A 12409-nucleotide genomic window follows, 5' to 3' on the forward strand; every position below is an offset into this window, starting at 1 on the left:
TCAGGCCTCCGAATAAGGGATGAAAGCGGACACACGGAAACCGCCGCCCTGTTCCGGGCCTGCGGTCAAGGAACCATCGTAGAGCGAGACACGCTCGCCCATTCCCCTCAGGCCGTTACCTCCACCGGCAGTCGGCGGATCGGCGGCGGCGCCCCGGCCGTCGTCGACGACGTCCACCTGCAGGCCGCGGGCCTGCCACGCCAGGGTGACCGCCGCCGTCGCTCTTGGTCCTGCGTGCTTCATCACGTTGGTGAGGGCTTCCTGGATGATCCTGTACGCCGTCAGTTCCGCACCTGCAGGAAGGGCCCTACGAGGTGCGCCGCTTTGTTCAAAGGTGACCTGAAGCGTGGCGGCACGGAAACCGAGCAGGAGCTCATCCAGGTCCGAAAGCCGGGGCTGAGGGCGGGTAGGGGAATCGTCGTCGGAGCGGAGGACGCCCAGCAGTCTTCGCATCTCGCCCAGCGAATCCCGGCCCGTGGCCGCAATAGTGGCCAACGCCTGGGTCGCGAGTTCGGGTTTGGCGGCCGCCGCATAACGGGCTCCGTCGGCCTGGGTGATGATGACGGACAGGGAGTGCGCCACGATGTCGTGCATCTCCCGGGCAATGTGCGAGCGTTCATCGGCGGCGGCCAGTTTCCGTTCCTGCATCTGCTCCACCTCAAGCCTCCGCGTGCGGTCCTCAAGGGCCTGGAGCTGTAACCGACGTACGCGCGTGAGGTCGCCCAGGGTCCAGCTCACCAGCACCAGCATCCAGATCAACACCGTATAGAGCGCACCGATGGTGAGGCCCAGGATGCCGGACTCAGCGGTGGTTGAAAAGAGTCGGGTGGTAAGCATGACCCCACCTAACAGTCCGGCCAGAAGAACCGTCCGACTCGCCCACGCGGGGCCATAAGCAGCCGTCGCGTAGATGACAAGCGGGACGGCTATCTGTCCGGCTACAGGTTCGGCAGCCACCGCCCACTGGACGAGGCACACCAGGATGACGACGCCGGCCGCAACGGCCGGGCGGGTGCGTCGCCATGCGAGGGGAAGCAGGAGGCTGCAGGACAAGAGGAACAGCCAAGGCCGGTCCGCGACCAGATATACGGGACCAAAAAGGAGGATGAGGAGGCACGTGGCCGTCATATCAACCTTGAATCGGTTGATCCGGAACCATTCGTATATCTCGTGCCTTCTATCCACGCTATGACTCTATGTGCTCGCTCCATGCTCGGGCATCATGCCGTGGTCTGAGTCCGACCCGGGCTGCAGGCAAGCAGGTGTTCGCAGAGTGAGACGATTTTGACCAGCATGTGGATTGCTTGGCTAGATAGAGCTATGAGTGCAACGTCCATCAATCTCGCTGTCATCCCCGGCGACGGCATCGGCCCTGAGGTCATCGCTGAAGCCGTCAAGGTCCTCGAAAAGGCTGTCGCCGCCCAGGGCGTGGCCCTGGAGCTGACCAACTACAAGCTTGGCGCACAGCACTGGCTTGAGACCGGCGAGACCCTCCCTGACGAGGTCCTTACAGACCTGCGCACCCGCGATGCCATCCTCTTCGGAGCTGTGGGTGCAGCCCCGGGTGACACGCGCATCCCCTCCGGCATCATTGAACGCGAGATGCTCCTCAAGCTCCGCTTCAGCCTGGACCACTATGTTAACCTGCGCCCGTCCCGCCTGTACGGCACCGTCGGCAGCCCACTGGCGAACCCCGGCGAGATCGATTTCATCGTGGTCCGCGAAGGTACCGAAGGTCCCTACGTGGGCAACGGCGGCACCCTCCGGGGCGGTACTCCCCACGAGGTAGCCACGGAAGTTTCCCTCAACACGGCTCACGGTGTGGAGCGCGTTGTCCGCGATGCCTTCCGCCGCGCCAGCGAACGCCCGCGCAAGCACGTCACACTCGTCCACAAGCACAATGTGCTGGTCTTCGCCGGTCATTTGTGGAAGCGCACGGTCGAGGCCGTGGCCCGGGAGTTCCCCGAGGTCACCCACGACTACCTGCACATTGACGCCGCCACCATCTTCATGGTGACCGACCCCTCCCGTTTTGATGTCATCGTCACCGACAACCTGTTCGGCGACATCCTCACCGACCTCGCCGCTGCCATCACAGGCGGCATCGGCCTGGCGGCATCGGGCAACATCAACATGGACCGCACAGCACCGTCCATGTTTGAGCCCGTTCACGGCTCAGCTCCGGATATCGCCGGACAGCAAAAAGCCGATCCCACGGCGGCCATCCTCTCCGCAGTGCTACTCCTGGACCACCTTGGCTACACCACGGCGGCCCGCAAGATCGAAGCGGCAGTAGTCGCCGACGTCGAAAGCCGCACCGGTGAGCCACGCAGCACAGCTGCCATCGGCGATGCCATCGCGGCCGCACTTTAGGCCCATTACTCAGGCGTAAGCTTGTGTTGAATTATTTACCTGCTTCCCTGGTCCATCGCTGAACCACACCCTTTTGGGGGCCCGGTTCGCCCTGCCAGGTAGCTGACTGTGGAGGAAACATGACTCAGACTGCCCACGGCGTCGAATTCAGCCAGCAGCTTTCGGAAACCCCGAAGTCTGCTGAGGAGCGTGCAGCCGTCCTGGCGAACCCAGGCTTCGGCGACTACTTCACCGACCACACCGCCGTCGTCGACTACAAGGTTGATGCCGATGGGAATGGCGGTTGGCAGAATGCCCGGATCGAGCCCTACGGACCCATTTCCCTGGACCCCTCGGCCGCAGTCCTGCACTACGGCCAGGAAATCTTCGAAGGCCTCAAGGCCTACCGTCACGCTGACGGCTCTGTCTGGACCTTCCGGCCCGAAGCCAACGCCGCGCGCCTGAACAAGTCCGCACGCCGCCTCGCCCTCCCGGAGTTGCCCGAGGAGTACTTCCTTGGTGCCATCCGCGAACTCGTGCAGGCAGACAAGGAATGGGTTCCTTCCGGCGACGGAGAAGCCCTTTACCTGCGCCCGTTCATGATCGCCACGGAGGCGTTCCTTGGTGTTCGGGCCGCGCGCGAGGTGTCTTTCCGCGTCATCGCTTCGCCCGCCGGCAACTACTTTGGCGGCGAGCTCAAGCCCGTCTCCATCTGGATCTCCCGCGAATACGCCCGTGCGGGCCGTGGCGGTACCGGTGCTGCCAAGTGCGGGGGCAACTACGCAGCTTCCCTGATTGCGCAGCAGGAAGCCGAAGCGAACGGTTGCAAGCAGGTACTGTTCCTTGACCACTTCAACGATGACGCCGTGGAAGAACTCGGTGGCATGAACGTCTTCTTCGTCATGAAGGACGGCTCTCTGGTCACTCCCGCGCTCAGCGGCACCATCCTTGAAGGCGTCACCCGGATGTCCGTCATTCAGGTGGCCAAGGACATGGGCCGTGAAGTGACAGAGCGCAAGATCACCCTGGACGAGTGGCGTGACGGCGTGGCCTCAGGTGAGATCACCGAAGTCTTCGCTTGTGGCACGGCCGCCGTGATCACGCCGATCGGTGTGCTCAAGGACGCCACGGAATTCATCGGCTCCGAAGACGCGAAGGCCGGGGAAACCACCATGGCTATCCGCGAGCAGCTCTTGGGCATCCAAACCGGAACCGTCGAGGACACCCACGGCTGGCTGACCCGCCTGGTCTAGTACCCGGGTTTCCTGGCACGACTGAAGACGCGCGACGGCGGCCCTTCCACTTGGCAGACAAGCGGAAGGGCCGCCGTTCTGCTTCCCGGACGCTCTCGCAGATCCCTCGGGTTTGGGGCGGACGCTCTCGCAGATCCCTCGGGTTTGCGTCGAACCCTGACTCACCTTCCGGCAGGGGCGTTCGACGCCGGCGATGCTGGCACCTCAGCCGCTTGACGGCGTCGTGCCTTGGGAAGGGTGTGGGATGTGAGAGAGGGCTGGGATGAAGGGTGTGGGATGTGAGAGAGGGTTGGTTCAGTGCCAAGATGGGACAGTGACTTCAGAATCAAAGGCGACTTCCGGCAACTCACCCATCAATGGCGACTCTTCCCCCCAGCCCAGCAGTTCCCCCCAGCCCAGCAGTTCCCTCCAGCGCAGCAGTGAGCTCACCCGTTTCCGATTGGCCCCGAACCCGGGTCCGATGAGTCTGGACGGTACCAACTCGTACGTCATCGGCGCCCCGGGATCCCCTTACGTCGCGGTTGTGGATCCGGGTCCTGACGACGAAGAGCACTTGGCCGTCTTGGCATCGGCAGGCGTAGTGGACGTCGTACTCATCACTCACCGGCATGCTGACCACACCGAGGCGTCTGCGCGGTTCCATCAGATCACCGGGGCGCCGGTGCGTGCTGCGTTGCTGGAGCATTGCCATGGCGGCGAGCCGCTGATGGGCGGCGAGGTCCTGACCGCGGGTGGCGTGGAGATCCGTGTGGTGGCAACCCCGGGCCACACGTCCGACTCTCTCTGTTTCCATCTCCCTCATGACGGCCCCACCGGATCCGTCCTCACGGGGGACACCATTTTGGGTCGTGGCACCACCGTGTTGGACTTTCCGGATGGTCGATTGGGCGACTACCTTTCAAGCTTGGACAAGCTGGAAGCGATGGGGCCCGCAACACTGCTGCCCGCACATGGGCCTGTGCTACCGGCCTTGGACGAGAAGTGCCGCGAGTACCGTGACCACCGTGAGCAGCGGCTCGATCAAATCAGGGCGGCGCTGAATTCCCTGGGACAGGATGCATCGATACCTGCCGTTACCGATGCCGTTTATCCTGACGTCGACCCTTCCGTCAGGTGGGCGGCGGAGACATCCGTCGCGGCCCAGTTGGATTACCTCCGAAGCTAAACGCTGACGGTAGGCTTGAGCCCATGCGTATCGCCCGGTTTGTAGTTGATTCTGATCCCCTTTACGGCGTCGTTGAAGGCGAGCCCGGCAGTGAGGAAATCACTGTCATCAACGGTGACCCCTTCTTCAACGGCGTCGAACGTACCCACGTGAAGCACAAGCTGGAGGATGTGCGGTTGCTCGCTCCGATCATTCCCCGCAGCAAAGTCATTGGCGTCGGCAGGAACTTCGCCGAGCACGCTGCCGAACTCGGCAACGAGGTTCCGCAGCAACCGCTGCTCTTCCTGAAGCCCAACACCTCGGTGATCGGCCCGAACGATCCCATCATCCTTCCGGAATTCTCGGAGGAAGTTTCCTTCGAAGCCGAGCTGTGCGTCGTCATCGGCCGCATCTGCAAGGACGTTCCCGAGGACCGCGCGGACGATGTCATCTTCGGGTACACGTGCGGTAACGACCTCACTGCCCGCGACGTCCAAAAGACGGACCTCCAGTGGGCACGTGCCAAGGGCTTTGACACGTCGGCGCCGCTGGGCCCGTGGATCGAAACCGAGCTGGACCACGAAGACCTGTCCATCCAGGGCCGACTCAATGGTGAACTCCGCCAGGACGGCAGCACCAACCAGATGATCCGCGGCGTACGCGAGCTCGTCTCGATCGTCTCGCACGCGTTCACCCTGCTCCCGGGTGATGTCATCATGACCGGCACCCCGGCCGGTGTCGGACTGGTGAGCGAGGGCGACCGCTTCGAAGTGGAGATCGAAGGCATCGGACGCCTGTCCAACCCGGTGGTCCGCCGCTAGGCACCCCGCCGAAGGCCACAGCTCGACGGCGGTACGCGCCTTTCGCACGAAAGGCGCGTACCGCCGTCGGGCGCTCCCAGCCGGGGAAACCGAAGCGGCGCCAAGCGGTAAAGTTGGAACCACTATGACTACTGCTTCTGCGTCGAACGCTGCCTCCAGCGCCATCCCTGCCGTCAACGCCGAGACTCCGGTCCGCGTCCGTTTTTGCCCGTCGCCCACGGGTACGCCGCACGTTGGCCTGATTCGCACCGCCCTGTTCAACTGGGCCTATGCGCGCCACACCGGTGGCAAGCTGATCTTCCGCATCGAGGACACGGATTCTGCCCGTGACAGCGAAGAGAGCTACCACCAGCTGCTGGATGCCCTCAAATGGCTTGGCATCAACTGGGATGAGGGTGTAGAGGTTGGCGGACCACACGAGCCGTACCGACAATCGCAGCGCGGAGACATCTACCAGGATGTCATCGCCAAGCTCAAGGCCGGGGGACACGTCTACGAGTCTTACTCCACGCCAGATGAGATCGAAGCCCGCCACAAGGCTGCCGGTCGCGATCCGAAGCTGGGCTACGACGGCTTCGACCGCCACCTGACGGATGAACAGCTGGCACAGTTCAAGGCCGAAGGCCGCGAAGCCGTCCTGCGTCTCCGCATGCCGGATGAGGACCTGACGTTCAACGACCTCGTACGCGGTGAAATCACCTTCAAGGCCGGCTCCGTACCCGACTTCGCCGTGGTCCGTGCCAACGGTGCCCCCCTGTACACCTTGGTGAACCCGGTGGACGATGCCCTCATGGGAATCACGCACGTCCTGCGCGGTGAGGACCTGCTGAGCTCCACTCCGCGTCAGATCGCGCTGTACCGAGCGCTCTACGCCATCGGTGTTGCCGAGTACATGCCGGAGTTCGGTCACCTGCCCTATGTCATGGGCCAGGGCAACAAGAAGCTTTCCAAGCGTGATCCCGAGTCCAGCCTGTTCCTGCACCGCGAACGTGGCTTCATCCCCGAGGGCCTGCTGAATTACCTGTCGCTGCTCGGCTGGTCCTTGAGTGCGGACGAGGACATCTTCACCGTGGAGCAGTTGGTGGCCAACTTCGACATCCATGACGTCCTGGGCAACCCGGCGCGCTTCGACATCAAGAAAGCCGAAGCCATTAACGGAACCCACGTCCGGATGCTTGCGGCCGAGGACTTCAAGGAGCGGCTGGTTCCCTACCTCCGCGCCGCCGGATTCGTCGGAGAGATCCTCACCCCGCGGCAGGAAGAGATCCTCGCGGAGGCCGCCCCGCTGGTTCAGGAGCGAATCACCCTTCTGGGCGAAGCTCCCGAGATGCTGGCGTTCCTGTTCAAGGCCGATGACGCCATTGACGTTGCGGATGATGCACGCAAGGGTCTTCCGCAGAACCTGGAGGAAGTCCTGGATGCTGCCTTGGCGGCACTGGAGCCTATCGGGGAGTGGACGGCGGAGAATATCCAGACCGCGCTCAAGCAGGCTCTGGTTGAGGACCTTGGCATCAAACCGCGGGCAGCTTTCGGGCCTGTGCGCACCGCCATCTCAGGACGCCGGATTTCCCCGCCGCTGTTCGAGTCGATGGTGATCCTCGGCAAGGACTCGTCCCTCGCACGCGTCCGCGCTTTCCGCGGCTAACAACGGAAACAGTCATGGCTATCTCAAGCACTTTCGGCACCATCCGCGGTGTCCTCTTCGACATTGACGACACCTTGGTGGACCTTGAGTACGCCATGACAACGGCGCTCCGCGACGTCAGCGAACATCTCCTGCCCGGCCTGGACCAGGCCGGGTGGGTGAAGTTCGGGCGCATCTTTACCCACGAAACTACTCACTTCTACGACCGCTACCTGGCCGGCGAGCTGACGTTCAACGAGCAGCGGCTGCTGCGCGGCAGGGCTGCTTTGGGTCACTTTGGTGTGGAGCTTGAAGAAGGTGAGGAATCGCAGGCCTGGGTAACGGAGTATCACCAGCGCCAGACGGCGTACGTGCGGGCCTTCGACGACGTGGAGGGCGTGCTGGACGCGCTCGATGCCGCAGGCATTCCCTACGGTGCCGTCAGCAACAATGTGCATGATTACCAGCGGGCCAAGCTGGACGGTGCAGGTCTCTCCAGGATCAAGGTTCTGGTGGGTACGGATACGGTAGGTGTGCCAAAGCCGGATCCGGCGATCTACCTCGAAGGCGTGCGGCTGTTGGGCACCGGGCCGGGCGAAACCCTTTACGTGGGCGACAACAGGTTGCTTGATGCTGACGGTGCAACCGCGGCCGGCCTGATAGGCGTGTGGCTCAACAGGACGGGGGAAGTGGTGGAAACATTCACCGGACGCCAAGTGGACTCCCTGTCCCGGTTGCTGGTCACCGCTCCCACTCCGGCCTAAAGGATCATGTGATGCAGGTAACGGCTTTCCGATTTGTGCAGGTGACGAGACTCCGGTAGAGTCATTACTCGTGCTGAGGGGCACGGAGGGAAAAGCTGAGGGAAACCAACGCGAGGAACTCCGGTCCAAAAGTCACTTTGGGATATGGTGTAATTGGCAACACTACGGTTTCTGGTACCGTCATTCTAGGTTCGAGTCCTGGTATCCCAGCTCTGAAAATCCGCGTGAATTCGCTGGAAATTCGGAACCTCCAAGCCGCTGAAGCGATTTGGAGTGAAGCTGAAAGTATGAAATACTCATTCAGCTTGATCGCCGGAAACGGTGACAAAAAGTGCAAGGCCCCATCGTATAGCGGCCTAGTACGCCGCCCTCTCACGGCGGTAACGCGGGTTCGAATCCCGCTGGGGTCACAAACAAATCCCCCGGAACTCAGGTTCCGGGGGATTTCTTTTTTCCACGGTTTTGCCCTCAGGGCCTGCGCCGCCGCTCCTGCGACGGATCGGGCTGGCATGATGATGCTGTGACCGCAAATGATGATGAGGCAACACCCGGGGCTACCCAAGCTGCACCAGGCGCGGCAGCCGCCGTCGAGACCCTGGAAGATGCCCGCGCGGAACTTGCGGCCACAACCCTTCCGCTCGCCGTGCCGGAGGTGCGGGAAGCACGTCAGTGGATCCGAGAGTCACTGGCCCAGCTGGACGACTACGTTATTCCCCGCTACCGCAGCCTCGACGCTCCGCTGCTGGCCGTCGTCGGCGGTTCAACGGGCGCCGGGAAGTCCACGCTGGTTAATGCGCTGATTGGGTATCCGGTGACTCGTGCCGGTGCTATCAGGCCCACCACTCGCCAGCCCATCCTTCTGCATCATCCTCTGGACGCAGGGTGGTTTGAAGGCCACCGGATACTTCCGAACCTGGACCGTATCCGGGGAACCGTGTCCGCGAATCCCATGCCCGCGCATCAGGCAGGTGCCGTTCCCGATGCACGAGCCATCACATCGTTGGTGCTGGTGGGGCATGATCGCGTTCCGCAGGGCATAGCCCTCCTGGATGCGCCCGACGTCGACTCCATCTCCGACGACAACCGCAGGCTTGCCGGACAGCTGCTTGCTGCCGCTGACCTCTGGGTGTTTGTCACCACGGCAAACCGCTATGCCGACGCCGTTCCCTGGCGACTGCTCCTGGACGCAGCTTCGCGGGATATCACCGTAGCCGTGGTCCTGGACCGCGTGCCCGCTGCTGCGGAAGACGAAGTCAGGACTGACCTCCAAGCAATGCTTGATCGGCAGGGGCTGGCTGACGCGAAACTCTTCGTCGTTCCGGAGAGTGCTTTGGATGGGCTGGGGATGCTGCCGGAGGAATCCGTCATTCCCCTGCGCCAGTGGCTGGGTGCCTTGGCGGCCAATGCAGCCGGGCGTGCAGACGTTGCCAGGCGCACACTCAATGGCGCTGTCAAAGCTGTCAGCGTCCGGTTGGAGGGAATCGCCGGTGCTGCTGCTGCCCAGGATGCCGCAGCCAACGACCTCCAGGCAGCATGCGTTGCTGAGTATGGGCAAGCCCTTTCGCGCATTTTGGAGGCCACTAAGGACGGAGCGTTGCTCCGCGGCGAAGTGTTGGCGCGGTGGCAGGACTTTGTAGGCACGGGGGAGTTCTTCCGGGCACTCGAACAGAACATCGGACGGATGCGGGACCGCGTAGGGGCATTCTTCCGTGGCGAACCCGCCCCCGCGGTGAAGGTTGAAACCGCGATTGAGACCGGGTTGCAGGCGGTGATCTTGGACGAAGCCGCGAACGCTGCCGAAAACGTGGACAGGCGATGGCGTGCGGATGCTGCTGGTCGGGAGCTCCTTGGTTCCGACGATCTTTCGGGCACCAGCGAGGGCTTCGACGCAAAGGCCGCAGCAGCCATCCGATCCTGGCAGGAAGGGCTGATGGAGATGATCCGGACCCAGGGCCAGGGAAAACGAACCCAGGCCCGGTGGTTGTCCTTCGGCGTCAACGGACTCGGCGCTGCGCTCATGGTGGTGGTGTTCTCCATGACTGCCGGTCTGAGCGGTTTGGAGATCGGCATCGCAGGCGGAACGGCCGTTGTTGGCCAGAAACTGCTGGAAGCGGTGTTCGGTGAGGACGCCGTACGTCGCTTGGCCCAGCAGGCCAGGGATGACTTGCACACTCAGTGCCAACGGCTCCTGGACGATGAGAGGCAACGGTTCCTTAGCCGGCTTGAGGAGGCCAATCCCAGCTCCGGAAACAACCTCACCCGGCATGCCAAAGCCTTGCGCCGCCTGGCAGGGGCCGCATGAGCCGCCACAGTCAGGTCCGCGAGTCTTCCCAGTTGCAGCGCCGGCTTGAATCGCTCAACACGGCCCGGGAACTCGCCGAAGGCGTGCTTCCGGAGCAGGAGCTGCAATCTGTCTATGACGTCCTGGAACGTGCAGCGTCCCGGCGGTCATTGTCTGCAGAACACACCGTGGTGGGCTTTTTCGGAGCTACTGGCAGCGGCAAGTCGTCCTTGTTCAATGCAGTATCCGGCAGCGAACTGGCGACTGCAGCTGCGCGACGCCCCACAACCTCGGCGCCTTTGGCGGGCATCTGGGGAGAAGATGGCAGCGGACCGTTGCTGGACTGGTTGGATGTCAAAGAGCGGCATACGCTGCCGCCGGTCCCTGGCCTCGCAGATGAGCACACCGGCCTGGTGCTGCTGGACCTCCCGGACTTCGATTCCACTCGGGTTGAAAACCGAAAGATTGTCCAGCGCATGGTGGGCATGGTGGATGTCTTGGTGTGGGTTCTGGACCCGCAAAAGTACGCCGACGCCGCTGTGCATAATGATTTCCTTCGACCCATGGCCTCCCACGGTGCCGTCACGCTGGTTGTCCTGAACCAGGTGGACAAGCTCAGTTCTGCGGACGCTTCGGCAGTCATGCAGTCATTGGAAGGGATCCTGGCACGGGACGGACTGGGCCAGGTTCGGGTCCTCAGCGCCTCAGCGCTGACTGGCGACGGCGTCCAAACCCTCCGCGGTGCCATCCGGAACGTCGTGGTCCAACGGGAGGCAACAACACAGCGCCTGGCGGCGGACGTCACGAGGGCCGCCACGGAACTCGCTCGGGCGTCCGGCGAGGGTGAAGCCCGGGGCATCAAGGGAAACGCGAAGGCCCGCTTGGCGTCAGAACTTTCGACGGCGGCAAATGTACCGGTGGTGGTGGATGCTGTTCAGCGATCTTTCAAGAGGGAGTCGGCCAAGAGGACGGGGTGGCCCGTCACCCGATGGCTGTTGCGTTTCCGACCTGATCCGTTGCGGAGGTTAAATCTGGGCAGGGATGACACCCGGCCTGAGTTGAGCCGGACATCGTTGCCTCCAGCGGGCGCGCCGGAGCGAGCACGGACGGATGCCGCCGTCAGGGACTTCGCGGACGACGCATCCACCGGCGCTCCTGGTCCGTGGCGTGCGGCCATCCGTGGTGTGGCCAGGGACGGCCGGGAACAGCTGCCTGATGCGTTGGATCAGGCTATTGCCGGAACTGATCTGAAGGCCACGAAGCGTCCGCTGTGGTGGGTGCTCTTTAATACACTTCAATGGCTGGCGCTTCTGCTGGCCGTTGGCGGCCTTGGATGGCTCGGCGTGTTGGCCGTCCTCGGCTACTTCCAGATGCCTGTACCCGAAGTACCCCGCACGGAGGGATGGCCGTGGCCTACCTTGATGGTCGTGGGCGGAGTGGTGTTGGGTATTGTCCTGGCGATTTCCGGGCGGATGCTTGGGGGCTGGGCTGCCCGCGTCAGGGCTTCGGGGGCTGCAAAGCGTTTGAAGGGCGCTGTGGCAGCGGTTGCCGAGCAGCGGATCGTGGAGCCGGTTGAAGTGGAAATTACGCGGTTGAAGGCTTTCAACGCGGCGCTGAGGGCCGCGCGTTCCGGCTAGAGGGCCTCGGCCGCATCCCTGACTTTGATTAGAGTGCGCAAGTTCCTGGTAGTGGTACTGGCCTTGTAGCGTGCCTTGGCGGAGAGCTTGCTGAAAGGGCTGGCCAGTGTACCGCCGGCGGGGGCCAGCCAAGCGGAGGCCTCCGGGCCCAGCCGCACTTGTTCTACGCCGCCCAGGTTTTCGCCTGCCTCAAAGAGTTCGTCGAGCATTGCTGTGTCGGAGGCGAGGGTGATGTAGCTGTGCGTGGATTTGTCGTCGGCCGGGTACGGGCACGCGTCCACAAGTTCGCTTACCCGTGCGGCGGTAAGGACTACCACCCAGGCGTCGTAGTCAAAGGTTTCCCGCAAGCACTTCTCGAACTGCGCTTTGACGTCCTTGGCGCTGAGTTCACTCTGAAGGACCACGTTTCCGCTGGCCAGGAGGGTTTTGACCTTGGCGAACGGGTAGTCCTTCAGGGCTGACGAGAGATCGGCCATCTTGATGTTGATGCCGCCCACATTGATGCCGCGGAGGAACACGGCGTAGCTGTTCAT

General features: G+C 63.1%; 10 protein-coding genes and 2 tRNA genes. 10 read left to right on the forward strand and 2 right to left on the reverse strand.

Annotated elements, in window-relative coordinates; all coding sequences use genetic code 11:
• Positions 1 to 1185, reverse strand: a complete 1185-nt coding sequence (locus AC1RJY_RS06920; protein WP_498601928.1) for a sensor histidine kinase — start codon at positions 1183 to 1185, stop codon at positions 1 to 3.
• Between the two features lie 135 nt (positions 1186 to 1320).
• Between AC1RJY_RS06920 and AC1RJY_RS06925 the strand changes: the two genes are divergently transcribed.
• From AC1RJY_RS06925 to AC1RJY_RS06970, 10 genes are all read left to right on the forward strand, one after another.
• Positions 1321 to 2373 carry a 3-isopropylmalate dehydrogenase gene (locus AC1RJY_RS06925; RefSeq protein WP_498601930.1) on the forward strand — a complete coding sequence of 351 codons (1053 nt, stop codon included), beginning with the start codon at positions 1321 to 1323 and terminating at the stop codon, positions 2371 to 2373.
• 119 nt (positions 2374 to 2492) lie between these two features.
• Positions 2493 to 3605, forward strand: a complete 1113-nt coding sequence (locus AC1RJY_RS06930) for a branched-chain amino acid aminotransferase (protein ID WP_011775163.1) — start codon at positions 2493 to 2495, stop codon at positions 3603 to 3605.
• A gap of 262 nt (positions 3606 to 3867) precedes the next feature.
• The gene (locus AC1RJY_RS06935; protein WP_011775162.1) at positions 3868 to 4770 is read left to right on the forward strand and encodes an MBL fold metallo-hydrolase; all 903 of its coding nucleotides are present in this window, start codon (positions 3868 to 3870) and stop codon (positions 4768 to 4770) included.
• A gap of 23 nt (positions 4771 to 4793) precedes the next feature.
• Positions 4794 to 5570, forward strand: a complete 777-nt coding sequence (locus AC1RJY_RS06940; protein WP_011775161.1) for a fumarylacetoacetate hydrolase family protein — start codon at positions 4794 to 4796, stop codon at positions 5568 to 5570.
• Positions 5571 to 5694: 124 nt separating this feature from the next.
• Complete coding sequence (gene gltX, locus AC1RJY_RS06945; RefSeq protein ID WP_011775160.1) at positions 5695 to 7215, forward strand: glutamate--tRNA ligase; 1521 nt, start codon at positions 5695 to 5697, stop codon at positions 7213 to 7215.
• A 14-nt stretch (positions 7216 to 7229) separates the two neighbouring features.
• Positions 7230 to 7958, forward strand: a complete 729-nt coding sequence (locus AC1RJY_RS06950) for an HAD family hydrolase (RefSeq protein ID WP_011775159.1) — start codon at positions 7230 to 7232, stop codon at positions 7956 to 7958.
• Positions 7959 to 8096: 138 nt separating this feature from the next.
• Positions 8097 to 8168: transfer RNA gene (locus tag AC1RJY_RS06955), tRNA-Gln, on the forward strand.
• Positions 8169 to 8295: 127 nt separating this feature from the next.
• Positions 8296 to 8368, forward strand: a tRNA-Glu gene (locus tag AC1RJY_RS06960).
• Positions 8369 to 8478: 110 nt separating this feature from the next.
• Entirely contained in the window at positions 8479 to 10260 is a 1782-nt protein-coding gene (locus AC1RJY_RS06965; protein WP_498601934.1) for a dynamin family protein, read from the forward strand.
• Positions 10257 to 11876: a GTPase gene (locus AC1RJY_RS06970; RefSeq protein WP_498601936.1), complete on the forward strand. Its 1620-nt coding sequence runs from the start codon at positions 10257 to 10259 to the stop codon at positions 11874 to 11876. The genes AC1RJY_RS06965 and AC1RJY_RS06970 overlap by 4 nt, the downstream gene beginning before the upstream one ends.
• Here the strand turns inward: AC1RJY_RS06970 and AC1RJY_RS06975 are convergent.
• On the reverse strand, positions 11873 to 12409 hold the full coding sequence (locus tag AC1RJY_RS06975; protein ID WP_014922102.1) for a DUF1697 domain-containing protein: 537 nt from the start codon (positions 12407 to 12409) through the stop codon (positions 11873 to 11875). The genes AC1RJY_RS06970 and AC1RJY_RS06975 overlap by 4 nt on opposite strands.

Source organism: Arthrobacter sp. GW822-FHT05G07 (genome assembly GCF_058799755.1).